16 protein-coding genes are annotated in these 17,320 nt (G+C 63.0%); 4 read left to right on the top strand and 12 right to left on the bottom strand.

What is annotated here, in order from left to right; genetic code table 11:
* Nucleotides 1-156: 156 nt before the first annotated feature.
* Nucleotides 157-1,113, top strand: coding sequence for an anthranilate 1,2-dioxygenase regulatory protein AndR (gene andR / locus LDZ27_RS25070; protein ID WP_244818389.1), 957 nt, complete (start codon nt 157-159; stop codon nt 1,111-1,113).
* Nucleotides 1,114-1,135: 22 nt separating this feature from the next.
* On the opposite strand, the gene LDZ27_RS25075 is transcribed toward andR, so the two are convergent.
* A complete protein-coding gene (locus LDZ27_RS25075) occupies nt 1,136-2,638 on the bottom strand; it encodes a SulP family inorganic anion transporter (RefSeq protein WP_244818390.1) in 1,503 nt (500 codons plus the stop codon).
* Nucleotides 2,639-2,935: 297 nt separating this feature from the next.
* Here LDZ27_RS25075 and LDZ27_RS25080 point away from each other — a divergent pair, with 297 nt between their 5' ends.
* Genes LDZ27_RS25080 through LDZ27_RS25090 form a run of 3 tightly spaced genes read left to right on the top strand, consistent with a single transcriptional unit; the run spans nt 2,936 to nt 5,114 of the window.
* Entirely contained in the window at nt 2,936-3,205 is a 270-nt protein-coding gene (locus tag LDZ27_RS25080; RefSeq protein WP_244818391.1) for a DUF3649 domain-containing protein, read from the top strand.
* On the top strand, nt 3,202-4,827 hold the full coding sequence (locus LDZ27_RS25085; RefSeq protein WP_244818392.1) for a PepSY domain-containing protein: 1,626 nt from the start codon (nt 3,202-3,204) through the stop codon (nt 4,825-4,827). The genes LDZ27_RS25080 and LDZ27_RS25085 overlap by 4 nt, the downstream gene beginning before the upstream one ends.
* A complete protein-coding gene (locus LDZ27_RS25090; RefSeq protein ID WP_244818393.1) occupies nt 4,824-5,114 on the top strand; it encodes a DUF3325 domain-containing protein in 291 nt (96 codons plus the stop codon). The genes LDZ27_RS25085 and LDZ27_RS25090 overlap by 4 nt, the downstream gene beginning before the upstream one ends.
* A 7-nt stretch (nt 5,115-5,121) precedes the next feature.
* On the opposite strand, the gene LDZ27_RS25095 is transcribed toward LDZ27_RS25090, so the two are convergent.
* The 11 genes from LDZ27_RS25095 to glyA form a co-directional block, all read right to left on the bottom strand.
* Nucleotides 5,122-6,330: a Xaa-Pro peptidase family protein gene (locus LDZ27_RS25095; RefSeq protein WP_244818394.1), complete on the bottom strand. Its 1,209-nt coding sequence runs from the start codon at nt 6,328-6,330 to the stop codon at nt 5,122-5,124.
* 17 nt (nt 6,331-6,347) lie between these two features.
* A complete protein-coding gene (locus LDZ27_RS25100) occupies nt 6,348-7,436 on the bottom strand; it encodes a 2Fe-2S iron-sulfur cluster-binding protein (protein ID WP_370653498.1) in 1,089 nt (362 codons plus the stop codon).
* A 43-nt stretch (nt 7,437-7,479) separates the two neighbouring features.
* A complete protein-coding gene (locus tag LDZ27_RS25105) occupies nt 7,480-8,736 on the bottom strand; it encodes an aromatic ring-hydroxylating dioxygenase subunit alpha (RefSeq protein ID WP_244818396.1) in 1,257 nt (418 codons plus the stop codon).
* A 138-nt stretch (nt 8,737-8,874) separates the two neighbouring features.
* Nucleotides 8,875-9,813, bottom strand: a complete 939-nt coding sequence (locus LDZ27_RS25110) for a LysR substrate-binding domain-containing protein (RefSeq protein WP_244818397.1) — start codon at nt 9,811-9,813, stop codon at nt 8,875-8,877.
* Between the two features lie 46 nt (nt 9,814-9,859).
* Nucleotides 9,860-10,213, bottom strand: coding sequence for a cupin domain-containing protein (locus LDZ27_RS25115; protein ID WP_244818398.1), 354 nt, complete (start codon nt 10,211-10,213; stop codon nt 9,860-9,862).
* 19 nt (nt 10,214-10,232) lie between these two features.
* A complete protein-coding gene (locus LDZ27_RS25120) occupies nt 10,233-11,246 on the bottom strand; it encodes a LysR substrate-binding domain-containing protein (RefSeq protein ID WP_244818399.1) in 1,014 nt (337 codons plus the stop codon).
* Between the two features lie 138 nt (nt 11,247-11,384).
* Entirely contained in the window at nt 11,385-12,155 is a 771-nt protein-coding gene (locus LDZ27_RS25125) for a pyrroline-5-carboxylate reductase (RefSeq protein ID WP_244818400.1), read from the bottom strand.
* A gap of 42 nt (nt 12,156-12,197) precedes the next feature.
* The gene (locus LDZ27_RS25130; protein WP_244818401.1) at nt 12,198-13,694 is read right to left on the bottom strand and encodes an aldehyde dehydrogenase; all 1,497 of its coding nucleotides are present in this window, start codon (nt 13,692-13,694) and stop codon (nt 12,198-12,200) included.
* 15 nt (nt 13,695-13,709) lie between these two features.
* Nucleotides 13,710-15,041 carry an FAD-binding oxidoreductase gene (locus LDZ27_RS25135; RefSeq protein WP_244818402.1) on the bottom strand — a complete coding sequence of 444 codons (1,332 nt, stop codon included), beginning with the start codon at nt 15,039-15,041 and terminating at the stop codon, nt 13,710-13,712.
* Nucleotides 15,042-15,046: 5 nt separating this feature from the next.
* Nucleotides 15,047-15,937 (bottom strand): dihydrodipicolinate synthase family protein, encoded by an 891-nt coding sequence (locus LDZ27_RS25140; protein ID WP_244818403.1) that lies wholly within the window; start codon nt 15,935-15,937, stop codon nt 15,047-15,049.
* A 53-nt stretch (nt 15,938-15,990) separates the two neighbouring features.
* The gene (glyA, locus tag LDZ27_RS25145) at nt 15,991-17,286 is read right to left on the bottom strand and encodes a serine hydroxymethyltransferase (protein ID WP_244818404.1); all 1,296 of its coding nucleotides are present in this window, start codon (nt 17,284-17,286) and stop codon (nt 15,991-15,993) included.
* Nucleotides 17,287-17,320: the final 34 nt, after the last annotated feature.

The raw sequence follows: 17,320 nt of genomic DNA on the forward strand, positions 1-17,320 counted from the left end.
CGTCGAAGGACGCGCGCCCGTCCGTGTCGTTCTGGATGTTTTTTCTCGGCCTGTGCTGCTATTTTTGAAGGCGCAAAATAGCGGTGCTATCCGTTTCTGGCGGAAAGCGCCGCAACTATCCGAATCAGGCAGCTTTATGAATTCCCTACATCGCCTATGACACGCCCCGAGTTTCGTCTGCGCGCATTGCGACGGCATCGCCTCTTCGAATCGGCCGATCTCGACGAGACGCGCGAACTCATCTCGCGCGTGATGCAGCCGCATTCGCTCGTGCCGCAAGGCGAAGTGAACGGCCGCTCGCATATGGACTTCGTGCGCGTGGGCAGGCTCGGCATTGGGACGATCGCGTTCGGCGGCGCGATTCGCGTCGATGTCGAAGCCGTCGACGGCTATTACCTGATGATGTTTTGCGTTGCAGGCGAAGCGGAAGTGAAGCTCGCGGGCAAGACCGTGACGGTGAACGCGCAGACCGGCATCATCCGCGCGCCGGGCGAGCCGTTCAGCGCATCGCTGTCGGCGGGCTGCGAGCAGCTCGTCATGCGCATCGATCCGGCGTCGCTTCACGCGAATGCGTCGATTGCCGCGCGCAAGGAAGGTGCGCTGCTTTCGCTATCGGGCGGCACGATGCGCGCGTGGAAAGAGCAGTTGAAGTTCGTCGCGAGTTCGCCGGACTTGCTGAATCAGGCATCGAGCGATGCGCGCGTCGGTGCGAATCTGGAATCGCTGCTGGTGAGTCTCATCGCCATCGACGAAGCGGCGCAGACGCACGCCATCGGCCGGCTTGCGCCCGCGCCGCTTTTCATTCGACGCGCCATCGAGTTCATGCAGGCCAATCTCGCCTCGCCCATTCAGCTCGTCGGTATCGCGAGTGCCGCGGGCGTGCCGGTGCGCACGCTGTCGGAGGGTTTCTTGCGGTTCAGGTCGGCGAGCCCGATGCTCGTCTTGCGTCACATGCGTCTCGATGCGGCGCGCGCGGCGATACGCGCATCGACTTCCGATTTGCCGATTTCATCGATCGCGCTCGATTACGGCTTCACGCATCTGGGCCGCTTCGCGCAGGTCTACAAGGAACGTTTCGGCGAATTGCCTTCGGTCACGCCGCGCCGCGCATGAGCGGCGTTACGCGCTTCGCTTCTCAACCGCCGTTGAGCTTCCCGCTGAGCCGCGCATGAAAATCGCGGCTGCGCTCATCGAGTCCGACGAATCGCACGGCACCGCCGCGTTGCCGATACTTCGTCTCGATGGAGTCGAGTGCCGCCACTGTCGATGCATCCCAGACCTGCGACTTCGCGAAATCGATGATGACCGAGCGCGGATCGGCGTGATAGTCGAAGCGGTCGACGAGATCGTTGCTGCTGCCGAAGAAAAGCGGTCCGTGCACTTCGTAACGCACGGTCTCGCCATCGTCCGAGACGGTACGCGTCGTTCGGATCACATGCGCGACGCGGCGCGCGAACAGCACCATCGCGAGCAGCACGCCGCCTACGACGCCGATCGCGAGGTTGCCGGTGTACACCGTCAACACGACGGACGCGAGCATCACCGATGTCTCCATGAGCGGCATGCGGCGCAGCGTGGCCGGACGCAGGCTGTGCCAGTCCACCGTCTTCACCGCGACGACCATCATCACGGCGGCAAGCGCGACCATCGGAATGCGCGCCATCACCGAACTCAGTCCGGTGATGAGCAGGAAGAGCGTGGCCGCTGCCGCAAGCGTCGACACGCGCGTGCGCGCTCCGCCTATTTCCACGTTGACGACCGTTTGGCCGATCATCGCGCATCCCGCGATGCCGCCGAAAGCGCCCGCGCCGAGATTGGCGACGCCGAGCGCCCATGATTCGCGCGACTTGTGCGAGCGCGTCGCGGTGGTTTCGTCGACGAGCTTCGCCGTGAGCAACGTCTCCAGCAAGCCGACGAATGCAATCGAAATGGCCGTTTGCCACACGATTTTGAGCGTCGTCAGATCGAACGGCACGGTCCACGGCGTGATGCCGGGCAAACTCGCGGGCATCGGATGATCCCCGCCGACGGTCGGCACGGCCCAATGCAGCGCAATGACAAGCACCGTCGCCACGACGATGGCGACGAGCGGCGCCGGCACCGCGCGCGTCACGCGCGGCCCGATCAGCACGATGGCGAGCGTGACGGCAAAAAGCACATAGACGGCGAGCGGCTTGTCGACGATATGCGGAATCTGCGCGCAGAAGATGAGAATGCCGAGCGCGTTGACGAAGCCGAGCATCACCGAGCGCGGCACGAATCGCACGATGCGCGCGAAGCCGAGAAGGCCGAACGCGATCTGGATCGCCCCGGCGAGCAGCACGGCGGGCAGGATGTACGCGGCGCCGTGCGCGTGGACCATCGGCGCGACGACGAGCGCCACCGAGCCGGCCGCGGCGGTGACCATGGCGGCCCGTCCGCCGAAGATGGACGTGACGAGCAGCAGCACCACGGACGCGAAGAGCGCCGAGCGCGGCTCGACGCCCGAGACGAAAGCGAACGAGATAACTTCGGGAATGAGCGCGAGGCTCGTCACGACGCCTGCGAGAATTTCCCGCACCCATTCGGCGCGCGATGCAGGCAGCGAAATGCGCGAGAAGCCGCGCGGCGTGTCGGTCCCGGTGGCGGGATTGGTCATGGCGGTATGGATCGGGGCAAAGACGCGAAGCGCTAAAACGCTGGAACACTGAGAGGCGCCGCACGCGGAGGACTTCGGGAGGTAACGGTCCCGCGCGCGCGTGGCTCGCGGGAGCGCGCATTTTAACAGGATGGTGAATCTCGCGCCGACGGCGCGGTCGCGGAGGTTCGCTCGGCGTTCGCCTCGGACGAACGAAAAAACGTTCGCCGTTCAATGGACACTTAAACTACACTTGCGAATGATTCGCATTTTCTCGATCACGCGCACGCTGCTGCGCGTCGTGCAATTCGACCTTTGATGACGCTTCCCTCTCTCCTTTCGCTAATTTCGCGTATCGCCGCCGCGCTATTCGGCGGCTATGCGCTCGCCGCGCTGACGAGCGTGGCCGCGCTCACCTTGCCCGTCGACAAGCCGCAGGCGGTGCTTGCGGGCATGCTGGCGAGCTTCGCGGTGTATGCGTGCGCGGTCGTATGGGTCTTCGCGGTGAGAAGCGCGACGCGCGCGTGGGTCGGCCTCATCGTCGTCGGCGCGCCGCTTCTTCTGGCCGCGTGGAGCGCGCGGTCATGAAGCGGTCCGCCATCGAGCCGCGCGGCATTCGCCAGACGATGTCCGAGCTGCATACGTGGGCGGGACTGCTCGCCGGCTGGATGCTTTACGCGATGTTTCTCACCGGCACGGTCAGCTATTTCAAGGACGAAACGTCGCAATGGATGCGCCCCGAGCAGCCGCATGCGCAGAGCACGCCGGATGCGGCAGAGGCCGCGCAGCGCGTCGCCGACACGCTCGGCAAGATGGCGGCGGGCAGCACGCAATGGAGCTTCGAGTTGCCGTCCGCGCGCACGAACGTGATGAACGCGTTCTGGCGCATGCCGCGTTCGTCGCCCGGCAAACGCGTGTTCGGCGAAGCCGCATTCGATCCATCGACCGCGCACGCGACCACCGCGCGCGATACGTTCGGCGGCGAGTTCTTCTATCGCTTCCACTTCCAGTTCTACTACATGCCGCCGCTTGCGGGACGCTGGATCGCGGGCGTCTGCGCGATGTTCATGCTCGTCGCGATCGTGAGCGGCGTGATCACGCACAAGAAAATCTTCGTGGACTTCTTCACGTTTCGCTGGGGCAAGGGCCAGCGTTCGTGGCTCGATGCACACAACGCGCTCTCGGTGTTCGGCCTGCCCTTTCACGCGATGATCACGTATACGGGCCTCGTCACGCTCATGACGATGTACATGCCGTGGGGCGCGCAGACCGCGTTCAATACACCCGCCACGCAAGAGGCAATGACGACGCAGCTAAGCGCCTTCATTCAGCCGGGAAAGCCGAGCGGCAAGCCCGCCGCGCTCGCGCCGGTCGATGCGATGGTCCGCGCCGCGCAAGCGCATTGGGGCAAGACCAACGTCGGACGCGTGACGATCACGCTTCCCGGCGATGCCAACGCGCGCGTGGCCGTGACGCGAGCCGAAGCCGCGCGTGTGTCGATGAGCCCGCAATACATGCTCTTCGATGGCGTATCGGGCAAGCTCATCGAAGTGAGAGAGCATGTCGGCGGCGCGGCAGAGACGCGCGGCGTGCTTTACGCGCTGCATCTCGGGCGTTTCAGCGACCTGCAATTGCGCTGGCTCTATTTCATCGCGAGTCTGGGCGGCACCGCGATGGTCGGCACCGGCCTCGTGATGTGGACGGTGAAGCGCCGTCAAAAGCTGCACGATTCATCGCGTACTCATGTGCGCTTCTGGCTCGTGGAGCGGCTGAACGTCGCGACCATCGCGGGCTTGTCCGTTGCGATGACGAGCTATCTATGGGCCAATCGTCTATTGCCATCGACACTCGCGCATCGCGCGGACGCTGAAATCAACGTGTTTTTCGCGGTATGGGGCGCGGCACTGCTTCATACGCTCATGCGCCCCGCGCGACGCGCGTGGATCGAACTGCTGTGGCTTGCGGCCTCGCTGCTCGCGCTGCTCCCTGTGCTCGATGCAATCACGACGCAATGTCCGCTATGGCGCAGTATCGCGCAAGGCGACTGGGTGTTCGCCGGCTTCGATCTGACAATGTGGGCCTTCGCCGCGCTCCATGCGATGCTCGCCGTGCGCGTCACGCGTCATCGTTCGCAGACGAAGACTCGCGCGGCAGAACGCGCGCGCGTTGCCGGCGTTGCCAGCGATGCGCGCGAAAAGCAAAACGCATGACGCATGCCCTTGTTCTCGTGCTCTGCGCCGTATCGTTCGCGTGTCTCGCGCTCGCGACGGAGCGCGTGCAGCACGCGCTTTTCGCGCGTTCCATTGCGTGTGGATACGCGCGCTCCCTTCGTATCGCAGGCGCTTGCGGTTTGCTGCTTGCGCTGTGGCTCGACGTCGCCGACGAAGGCTGGGCGCTCGGCCTCGTTCGTTACAGCGGATGCACGACGCTTGCAGCCGGCTTGATCTATCTCGCGCTGATTGCCTGTGCGCGACGTGCCGGGAAAAAGCGGCTATGACCATTGGTTATAGCCAGTGCGTCTCGAAGCGGCACTCGGTCAGCGGCACGCATCCATCGCGCGTCAGGAGCACCTGCTGTTCGAGCTTCACACCCTCGCTTCCGCCCTCTTCGCCGATGTAACTCTCGACGCACAGCGTCATGCCCGCTTCGAACACGCCGTCATAGCCCGCTTCGTGCCAGTCAATCGGATGCGCGATGGACGGATACTCGTCCACCATGCCGATGCCATGCGCGACACAGCTATAGCGATTCGTGACGTAGATGTCGGGTATCTTCCACGCCTTCTCGGAGAACTCGCGAAACGCCATGCCGGGCCGCAGCAGGTCCATGTTGAAGTGCACCTGCGAATAAGCGCGCTCGTAGAGCCTGCGTTGGGCGTCGGTGGGCCGCGTGTCGCCGACGGTCCATGTGCGCGAAATATCGGAGCAGTAGCCGTGCGGCCCGACCATGTCCGTGTCGAAGGCGAGCAACTCGCCTTGCCGAAGCATGCGCGGCGAACATTCGTGCATCCACGGATTCGTGCGATCGCCCGAAGCCAGCAGCCGCGTTTCGATCCATTCGCCGCCATGCCGGATGTTCTCGTGATGCAGATGCGCCCATAGGTCCTGCTCCGTGATGCCGGGCCGCAGTTCGCGACGCATGCGCTCGATGCCCGCCTCGCATGCACGCAGCGATTCCCCGATCAATGCGATTTCGCCGCTCGACTTGACCGTGCGCGCCATCTCCATCATGGCTTGCCCATCCATGAGCGCGAAGCCGTGCCGGACGAGGCAAGCAGCGCCGACCGCATCGAGACGGTCCACGGCGAGGCGCAATTCGCCGGGTGCGCGGCAACGCATGACATCGGCGATCTCCGCAGCCCAAAGTTCGGCGCGTTGCTGTGCATCGTGGCCCGCGCTGAAGAAGGTCCAGCCAAGCGCGCTGCGCAATTCGAAGTCCAGCGCGATGCCGTCCCACACATGCTCGCAACGATGAAACTCCCAGCCGATGACACGGCCGTCCGCAAACACCATCACGTAGCGCGACGGATTGCGTCCGCTCCAGATTTGCATGTTCGACGTATCGGTGGCGTACCGGATGTTGACCGGGTCGTACAGCAGAATCGCAGAGCAATCGCTTCGGCGCAGCATCGCCAGCACACGCGACAGACGATACGCGCGAACGTCGGCCATCATGTGATCCGTGGACGCTTGAATCTCATCGTTCGTCATCATCTGTCCTCCTTAGCGTTCTACAGATCCAGAACGATGTCGGAGGTCGGGCGGCTGCAGCATAGGAGCCGGAAGCCCTTGGCAATCTCGCGTTCGCGGATACCGCCGTTGTGCTTCATATCGACATCGCCTTCAAGCAGTTTCGTCTTGCACGTCCCGCACACGCCCTGACTGCACGATGACGGTATCGCGACGCCCGCCCTGCGTGCCGCGGCAAGCACGGTCTCCGATGCGTTCATCGCGAACGTCCTCGACGACTTCGATAGCGTCACGTTGAAGATGCCCTCGGCCGCGCATGCAGGCTCGGGCGCAACGCCAGCGGTGATATCGAAGCTCTCCTGGTGATAGCGCGCCGGATCGTGGCCGCCCGCGCGCAACACATCGCGCACGGCGCTCATGTAGCCCGCCGGACCGCAGGTGAACACATCGCGCTCGGCGTAGTCCGGAAGCCATGCGGACAAGAGTTGGAGGCTCAGGCGCCCGGTCGCACCGGACCACATGGGTTCATCGCCCGTTCCTTCGCAGACGAAGAAGACCTTCAAGCGCGGTGAGAGCGCGGCGAGCCGTTCCAGTTCGCGGCGAAAGACGATGTCCGCAGGCGTGCGCGCGCTATGCACGAACGCGATGTCGCGATCGAGACCGAGATCGATGCTCGCGCGCGTCATCGACATGAGCGGCGTAATGCCCGACCCAGCAGAGAGATAGAGCAGCTTCTGCGCCGCCGATGCGCTCGGCGTGAACACGCCCGATGGACCATACGCCCGCAGTTCGCAGCCCGCCTTCATGGTGTCGTGAAGCCAGTTCGACATGACGCCGTCAGGCACGCGCTTCACCGTGATCGATACCAGCCACGGACGCGTGGGCGGCGACGAAATCGTGTAGCAGCGCTCGACCGATTGCCCTTGCACGTGCGCCGATACGGTCATGAACTGGCCCGGCTCGAAGCGCACGGGCACGCCGTCTTCGGTGCGGAACTCGAAGGTCCTCACGTCGTGCGTTTCGTCGATCACGCGGCAGCATGTCAACGTCTGCTGCTCGCCGCTTGCCCAGGCCCGCGTGCCGGTGTCCCATGTGCGAGGGCTGCATAGCCGGTCGAAGGTTTCGGGCATGCGCAGGAAAGCCGTATCGATTGCGTTCATCGGATTCGCCTCTTTAGATTCCATGTGCATGCAGTCTCGCGGCATACCACTGCGAGAACTGTTCGACGTAGACCTCGGTGAAAGGCGAAAACACGCCGGGACGATAAGCCGGGTCCTGCGTGCCCTGATGCGTTATTTCGACGAGGTGCTTGTCCTGCGCATTCGTCGCGGCCCACACTTCGGTCAGTTCCTTGACGGTGTAATCGACGCCTTCCACCGCGTCCGCATGAACGAGCCACTTCGAACGCACGAGCGTTCTGTCGGGTGCAAGCGGAATGATGTAGGTCACCACTGCGTGATCGCTCATGACGTGCGTCCACGAGTTATGCGTCCATAGATGGTGGTCGCCGAGATCGCGCCGCGTGAGCTTGCCGAAGAGCTTCGCGCTCGCGACCTTCGTGCTCACGGTCTGCGACTCGCCGGCGCCGGCAATCACGAGTTGCTGCGTGCGAAATTGCGTCACCGCATCTTCGCCGAGCCATTCGACCGTATCGCCGATGAACCCGTCGCGTTGCCAGCTTGCCTGAGATGCCGCATTGCGCGTCTTGTAGTCGTCGAGCGCGCGAAGCGATTCATCGCTCAACTCTTCCGCGCAAAAGCCGAAGTCTTCCGGCAGAAACGATGCGGTCAGTTCGGGATGCGTCGCCTGACAGTGATAGCACTCGCGGTTGTTTTCGACGACGAGCTTCCAGTTGCCGTTCTCGACGATCTCCTGCTCGAACGCGATCTTCGTGTGTTGCAGGTCATAGGGCGCGAGGCGCGGCGTGAGCGTATCGGCGAGCTTCGCGATGTCTTCGGGCGCGCGCTCGTCGAGGCACACGAAGATGTGCGCGCCGATCACCTTCGTATGCACGGGCATCAGGCTGCGGCAGGTGCGGTCGAAGTCGCGGCCCATGTGGCCCGCGTGGCGCAGCGAACCATCGAGATCGTAGGTCCACTGGTGATACGGACAAACGAGCATGCCGACGGTCGACTTGCCCGCTTCTTTCAGGCGCGCGCCGCGATGCCGGCACACGTTGCGATACGTGCGGATGTTCTCGTCGTCGTCGCGCACGATCATGATCGACGCACGCCCGATATCAACGGTCGATACGTCGCCGGACTCGGGTACGTCCGCCGTCACGCCGACGAGTATCCAGTGCTTGTGAAAGAAGACATCGACATCGTTGTCGAACACGTCGTCACGGCCGAACAGTTCGCCCGGCATGCCGTGGCCCGGCTCGCGGCTGCGAATCAGTTCGCCATGCGTTTTGATGTGCACTTCGGACATCGTTTTCTCCGCGTCTCAGGGGTGCGGGAATTCGAATGCTCCCGCGATGAACCCGAGTATTGGAGCAACGCAAAACGACGTCAACGCGCTTTATATGCAGCCTGGCATAACTTCAAGTTATACGTGGGCGCGGCTCGCTCAGAACGACTCGAGCGCAATCGATTCCGCGCGCAAGCCATCGATCAGACCGTCGATGGCCGGCGTGATCGTGCGTCCGTGCGGCACGATCACGTAGTACGAATCGGGCGACTTATACGTTGCCACCGGAAGCCTCACGAGTTCGCGCGCTTGCAGCAGGTCGTGCACCAGCCGCCCCCAGCCGAGCGCGATGCCTTCGCCGTATCGCGCGGCGGCTATGGCATCCGTGTAGAGCGTGCATCGCAGCGCGAACTGAAGCCTGAGCGGGCGATGCCCGAGCGCGTTGAACCACTCGTCCCATGTCATCCAGCCTTCGGATGTCGAGTCAGACTCGATGAGCGGCTCGTTCGCGAGGTCCGCAATCGACGCGGGCTTGCCTCGCGCGCGCAACCATGCCGGCGAACAGACGGGAAAGACTTCCTCGTCGAAGAGAAAGGTCGCGCTGCCGTCCGCCCATGCGCCGTTGCCGAAGCGCACGACAGCATCGATCTCCTTGTGGCGCAGGTCCGCGGTGAACATCTGCGTCGAGAGTTGCAGCCGAAGCTCGGGCATGGCCTCCTTGAGCCGCGAGAGGCGCGGCAAGAGCCGAAAGTGCGAGAACGCCGACGTTGCGGCAACCACGAGTTCCTGCTGGCCGGGATCGCTGACGAGCCGGTCGAATACGCCAGCGATCTTCTGCATCGACTCGGCCACGACGAGATACAGCTCGCGGCCTTCGTCCGTCAGTTCGATCGCGCGATGCAGCCGGCGAAAGAGCCGGCACCCGAGCGTGTCTTCGAGAAACTTCACCTGCCGGCTGACTGCCGCCTGCGTCACGCCCAGTTCGTGCGCGGCCATCGTGAAGCTCTGCAAACGCGCGACGGCTTCGAACTCGACGAGCGCGGTCACCGAAGGAATCAGCCTGCGATAGCCTCTCGTTCGCGTGGATGTCGTTTTCATTTTCGCGGCGACGTGAGTGACTCTGAATGCGTCTCTTCGACGCCGGCTAAAGCGTCGATTCGCTGCCCGTGACGACGAGCACCGTGCAGCCATCGCGCGAGTGCGACCAGTGCGCGGTTCCCTTCGCGAAGGTCACGATCTGGCCGGCGGTGAAATCCGTGCCGTCCTGATCGGTGTACACGCCATCCATGATGAAGAGCAATTCGGTCGATTCATGGGTATGAAAGAGGGACTTCGCCCCGGCATCGAGCCGCATCCAGTAGCTCGTCCATGCGCCGCTATCGTCGTCGGCGACGGGAATGATCCAGAAGCCGGGATGACGTTCTCCTTCGATGAGCATCGGTTTCCACGCGTCTTTCTGCACGCTGTGAACCGTGCGGCCCTGCGGTGTCTCTGTCATGTGTTTTATCGTCGGATGATTACGACACGGCGCGTTCCTCGCTGCGCGCGTTATCCTCGCGCCAGCTCGCCATCATGTCCTTCACTTCGCCCACGAGCCAGGTGCGAAAGAGCTTGTACTCCGGCCGCTCGACCGCGTTCTTGTGCGTGATGAGATAGTGATACCGGTCGGCGAACACGAGACTTTCCTGCACGGGCCGCACGAGAACGCCCTGTTCCACCTGACGATGCACGAGGTGATGCCAGCCGAGCAGCGTGCCCTCGCCTTCTTCCGCTTGCGATACGAGCAGGCGATAGTCGTTGCTCTCGAGATGATCGGTTTCGACCATTCGTTCGCCGCCTTCGCCTTGCTGGAACCAGTTGCGCCATACGCGCCAGTCGACGTGCTCGCACACTTGCGTGCGGCCAAGCGGCGACAGATTGAGCGTTGGATATCTGAGCAGATCGAGCGCGCCCAACTTCCTTCCGCGATACTGCTCCTCGAAGAACCGCTTGCTGCAAACGGGATAGACGACATCGTGAAACAGGCGCTCGACTTCATACTCCGCTTCGCGAGGCGGGTTCTTCGTGATGATGACATCGGGATCGATGAGCCTGTCGAACTCCATGAAGTGATCCGTCACGATGACATTGAGTTTCACATCGGGAAAGAGCTTCCTGAATGCCTGAAGCCTTGGCGCGAGCCACAGCGCCGAGAAGGTATGCGACACGCAAACCGTCAGCGCCGCGCGACCGGCACGTCGCACTGTCTCGACGGTTTCCGCGATATTCATGATCGACAGATACGACGCGTTGTACAAAAGGCGTCCCGCTTCGGTCAACGCGATGTGTCTTCCCGAGCGGTCGAAGAGCGCCACTTCGAGCGAATCCTCGAGCTCCTTGATTTGCCGGCTAATGGCGGCTTGCGTCACGCAAAGCACTTCGGCGGCTTGCGTGAAGTTCTCGTAGCGCGCCGCTGTGACGAAGCATTTGAGCGCGCGCAGCGAAGGCATTTGCGCGAGCAGGCGGTCGGTAAAGATCTGCTTTTTCTGCATGGTCTGGAGCCTCTGTAGCGCGGCAAAAGCCATCGCGTCAGATGCCGTCCTCGCGGAACGCCTGACCGATGGACTCGTTGTTGCTTATCTTACTGCCGCATTTTTATTCCGACGTGCCTTGCTCGCAAGCGCCCCGAGTCATGCGTTCGCGTTCAGTCGCTCGGCTACCGCGTTCATCGCGCTGCCGATCTGCGCAAAAAAGCCCTCGGATTCGAGCTTCGAATGCATGAGCGCGTTGATGCCGCCTTCGGTCGTGCACTGCATCGCGAGATCGGCGAACGAGTCGTGGCCAAGCTGCGCCATCTGCGCTAGCCCCGAGTAATAACCCGACAAAAAAGCGCGTGCACGGTCGTAGGGTACGCCCTCTTTCACAAGCCACTTCGCTTGTGCCTCGACGAACGTGTAATACGTCGACATGGTCGCGGTCGCGGCGGAGAAGGCATCGAATTGACGTTCTTCGCTCACTTCCACCGCCGCGCCGACAGCCGAGAACAGCGCGGCGGCATGTTCATTCGGCGGATGAATCACCGTGCTGCCGAAGCCATGCGCCGTCGCGGGCAACGGAATGGCGCGGACGATCCGCGCTCCCGCGCCGATGCAGCGCGCAAGCTGCTCGATCGTCAGTCCGGCAACGAAGCTGATGACGGTGTGCTCCGGCCGGAACGCGAGCGCGTGAAGCACATCCGTCGCGACGCCCGGCAATACCGCGATGCACGCGACATCGCACGCATCCAGCACGCGCTGATTGGATTCGCAGACGCGAACGCGATCGTCCAGCCTCGCGAGTTCCGCCGCCGTTTCAGCGTTGCGCGGCGAAAGCGCGATGCTTTCAACGTTCAAGCTCGAACGGCAGAGGCCCGTGACGACCGCCTTCGTGATGCCGCCGGAGCCGATAAAGCCTATATTCATAGATGGATTCCCGAATGTGCCGCAGTCATGTTCAATGCGGTATCAGTCCGCGAGCTTGATCCATGTCGTCTTGAGCTCGCAATACTGGTCGTGCGCGTAGACAGACTTGTCTCTTCCGCCGAAGCCGGACTGCTTGAAGCCGCCGAAAGGCGTCGAGAGATCGCCTTCGCCGAAGCAGTTGACCGTGACCGTGCCCGCGCGAATGCGCGATGCGATTTTGTGCGCGTGGTTCACGTTGTCCGTCCAGAGCGATGCAGCGAGGCCATAGCACGTATCGTTGGCAATGCGCACCGCATCCTCGATATCGTCGTATTCGATGACGCACAGCACCGGCCCGAACACTTCGTCGCGCGCAATGCTCATCTCGGGCGTCACGTTGTCGAAGATCGTCGGCTCGACGAACCAGCCGCCGCTTTGCGAAAGCGCCGCGTTGCCGCCGCACACGAGATGCGCGCCTTCGGCCTTCGCCTTCTCGATGTGCGATAGCACCTTGTCGTAATGGCCGGCTTCGATGAGCGCGCCGAGTTTCACGTCGGGATCGAGCGGGTCGCCGGTGCGCCAGCCTTCGAGCACGCCCTGAATCTTTTCGAGCAACGCGGCTTTCATGCTCGACGGAACGATGATGCGCGAGCCCGCGCTACAGTTCTCGCCCATGTTCCAGAACGCGGCGGCGACCGCGTTTTCCGCGACGGCATCGAGATTCGCGACATCGGGCAACACGACTTGAGGATTCTTGCCGCCGCATTCGAGCACCACGCGCTTCAGGTTCGTATCGGCGGAATAGCGCAGGAAGCGTTTGCCCGTTTCAGTCGAGCCCGTGAACGCGACGAGGTCCACATCGCGATGAAGACCGAGCGCCTGCCCCGCGCCTTCGCCGAAACCCGTCACCACGTTGAACACGCCCGCAGGCAAGCCGGCTTCGATGGCGAGATCCGCGATGCGCAGCGTGGAAAGCGATGTCTGCTCCGCCGGCTTGATGATGACGCTATTGCCGACCGACAGCGCCGGCCCGATCTTCCACGCAAGCATGAGCGCCGGAAAGTTCCACGGCAGCACGCCTGCGACGACGCCTATCGGCTCGCGCGTAATCATGCTGACGACACCCGCACCCGATGGCGAGAGCGCGTCATAGCGCTTGTCCGTGACTTCCGCGTGCCATCGGATGCACGCGGCCGACTCGGGAATATCGAGGCTCATGCATTCGCTGACAGGCTTGCCGGCTTCGAGCGCTTCCAGAAGCGCGAGTTCTTCCGCATGTTCGTCGATCAGTTGCGCGAGCCGCAGCAACACGCCTTTGCGATGCGCGGGCGCGGCCTTCGACCAGACGCCGCTTTCGAATGCGTTGCGTGCTGCGGCGACCGCGCGGTCCACGTCGGCCGCTTCGCATTTCGCGATCTTCGCAAGCACTTTGCCTGTAGCGGGATTCAGCGTGTCGAAGCTCGCTTCAGATGCGGCGGCGCACCGTTTTCCTTCGATGAACGCGCGGCCATCGAGCGATACGCGCCCGGCCATCTGCTTCCATTCTTCGTATGTGCTCATGCTTGACCTCGTCGATTAAAGTTCGGCGCCTGCCGAGAGTTCCTTGAACCAGATGGCCGTCGACACCGCGATGTCCGAGATGGGACGCCCCGGCAAGAGACGCGGCCGCGGATGACTGAGCGCCAGATCGATCAGTTCGTTCGAGTGCCCGAGCGCATGTTCCGCGATCAGCTTGCCGCTCGACGATCCTCTGCTAAGGCCGAGTCCGTTGCAGCCGATGGATTGATACACGCCATCCTCGCGCTTGCCGAAGAGCGCTCCGCTGTTGGCCGACAGGCACAGCGCACCGCCCCATGTGTATTCGAACTCGACGTCTTTCAGCATCGGAAAGCGCCTGTCGAAAGACCGTTGATGCAAGGCCTTCGCTTTAGCGAGATCGACATCGGACACGCTCACGTCCGGCCTGAACGCGAAGTGATTGCGCACGCAGATGCGATCGGTGATCAGCCGGCGCACAGTCGATCCAACCGGATCGGCGGGAATCAGCGCCCACGATGCATGACCGCCGAGCGCGGCCACTTCGTCCCGATTCATCACGCGCGTCATGGATGCGAAGGTGAAGACGGGCAGCAATCCGTTCGCGTCACGGCCGAAGGTCGCGGCATAGGAGTTGGTGCACAGAATGACCTGCCTGGCCGCGATCGATCCTTCAGCGAACGTAAGCGTCTTCTCGCCGGGACCGCCGTCCATTCGCTTCACTGCGCTTAGTTCGAATACCTTAACGTTTTGCGGAAGCGCCGCCGCTAGGCCGCGCATCAGCGCAGCGGGCTGCACGGTGCTGCAACCGGGCGTGTGAATCGCGCTGTGATAGAACGCGGTTCCAGTTACGCCCGCGATTCCAGCTTGGTCGAGCCATTGGAATGGTTCGCCAATCCGTTTCAGACCTTCCGCGAAGTGTTCGAGCGCGGTCTTGCCCCGTTTGTTGACGGCCGCGTGGTACTTGCCGTCGTCGCGCCAGTCGCAGTCGATACCATGTTCGATCACGGCAGCGCGCACATAGTCGATGCCATGACGCTGCAAGCGGATGTCCGCCTTGTCCGCATCGACGCTGCGCGAATAGCTTTCGCTGCTGATGTCGTGCGGCAGATCGACGAAGAACCCCGAATTGCGGCCCGCCGTGCCGCGCCCGATGCGGTCGGCTTCGACGAGCGCAATCGACGCATCCGGGCTTAGCTCCGCAAGACGCCGGGCCGCGCACAAGCCCGTAATGCCTCCACCGATGACGACCCAGTCGAAGCGAAGATCGGACTCGACCCTGACGGCATTCGCGGGCGGCGGAAGACTTTCCCACCAGCCGTTAATCCCGTCAGGCGTCGGCACGCGCCCGAAGTCTTGATTGGCACGCATCGAATTCACTGCCCCTTGCGCAGCAACGGTTCGACCACGGAAGCGAAGGCCTTGCGCTCCTCATCGGTGAGCGTGCCGAGCGGCGCGCGCGCATTGCCCACAGGTACGCCCGCCAGTTCGCAGCCGTATCGCACGTACTGGATGAACTTGCCGCTGCGCTCGAGCAGTTCCAGCACCGGCAGCAGTTCGGCCATGAGCCGGCGTCCTTTGGCGAAGTCGCCTTTGGCGCACGTTTCCAGAAGCTCGACGTGCGACTCGGGGATGAAGTTGGCCGCCGCGCCCACCCAGCTCTTCGCGCCCCACGCGAAGAACTCGAGCGCCTGATCATCCATGCCGCAACTGAGCACGAGCCGGTCCGGGAAGTGCGTCGCCAGATGATGCAAGTGACCGATGTCGCCCGTGCTCTCCTTCATCGCCCTGAAATTAGGCCGTTCGAGCAGCTTTTCGAGCACGGCATCGCTGATTTCGGTGCCCGTGCGCGCCGGAAAGTTATAGAGCATGACCGGCAGATCGACGGCGTCATCGACCTTGAGGAAGTGCGCGAGCAGTTCATCCTGCGTGGGCTGCGCGTAGTACGGCGTCGCTAACAGCAGGGCCGACATACCCGCCTGCTTGGCGGCAAGGCCGAGGTGAATCACGTCCTTCGTCGTCGTCGCGTTGATGCCTGCGGTGAGCACCGTCTTGCCGCCGACCGCATCCGTGACCGTATCAAACGTGCGGATGCGCTCGTCGAGCGTCAGCGCGTAATACTCGCCCGTGGTACCACCCACACCCAGTCCCGTCAGACGGCCGACGAGACCCTTCGCGTGTTTCGCGAGCAGCGCGTGATCGATCTCGCCGTCACCGTTGAAAGGCGTAACCAGCGGTGCATGTACTCCTTCGAAGCTGACCATCATTTTTCCTCGACGTCGGTTTGTTTAGGATGCCGTTGTATCTTGCGGATAGCGATTCAAACGAGCGCGTCCGCGGGCGAATAGATCGGAAACTGGCTGCACAGGTCGCGCACGCGGCTGCGCACGGCGCGCTCGACGTCCGCATCGCCCTGCGAATTGCGCTGCAGCGCGCCCAGTACTTCGAGAATCATCTCGCCGATCAGACGGAACTCCTTCTCGCCGAAACCGCGCGACGTGCCCGCTGGCGTGCCGAGCCGGATGCCGGACGTGACAGTCGGGTTTTCCGTGTCGAACGGAATGCCGTTCTTGTTGCACGTAATGCCCGCGCGCTCCAGCGCCTTTTCCGCCTGCGTACCCGTGAGGCCCTTCGGTCGAAGATCGAGCAGAAGCAGATGATTATCGGTGCCGCCCGTGACGAGCCGCACGCCGCCTGCACTCAGCACGTCGCCGAGCGCGACCGCGTTCTTCAGCACCTGATCGATATACGTTTCGAATTCCGGCCGCAGCGCTTCGCCAAAGGCCACCGCCTTGCCCGCGATGACGTGCATCAACGGACCGCCCTGAAGGCCCGGAAACACCGCTGAATTGATTTTCTTCGCGATGTCGCCGTTATTCGTCAGAATGAAGCCGCCGCGCGGACCTCTTAGCGTCTTGTGCGTCGTGGAAGTGACGACGTCCGCAAAGCGCATCGGATTCTCGTGATGGCCTGCCGCGACGATGCCCGCGATATGCGCCATATCCACCATCAGAAGCGCGCCCACGCTATCGGCGATCTCACGGAATGCCGCGAAATCCAGTGCGCGCGGATATGCAGAGTAGCCCGCGATGATGAGTTTCGGGCGATGCTCCTCGGCGATGCGCCGCACATCGTCGTAATCGATGCGATACGTCTCACGACCGACGCCGTACTGCACTGCGTTGAACCACTTGCCCGACAGCGCGGGACGTGCGCCGTGCGTGAGATGACCGCCTGCGTCGAGGGCCATGCCCATGACCGTGTCGCCCGGCTTGAGCAGTGCGAGCATGACTGCGCCGTTCGCCTGTGCGCCCGAATGCGGCTGCACGTTGGCGAAGTCGGCGTCGAAGAGCGCCTTCACGCGATCGATGGCGAGCGCTTCGATGCGGTCCACATGATCGCAGCCGCCGTAGTACCGCTTGGACGGATAGCCTTCCGCGTACTTGTTGGTGAGAACGGTGCCCTGCGCCTGCATGACGGCCGCGGATACGATGTTCTCCGAGGCGATGAGCTCGATCTGCGTCTGCTGGCGACGCAATTCCAGCGTGATTTCCGATGCGATCACCGGATCGCGGTCCTGCAGCGTCTCGGCAAAGAAGCGTGCTGTGTGATTCATATGTGCAACTCCAACGACTTTCGAATGAACACGG

Origin of the sequence: Caballeronia sp. Lep1P3 (genome assembly GCF_022879595.1) — a bacterium.
Lineage (GTDB): Bacteria > Pseudomonadota > Gammaproteobacteria > Burkholderiales > Burkholderiaceae > Caballeronia.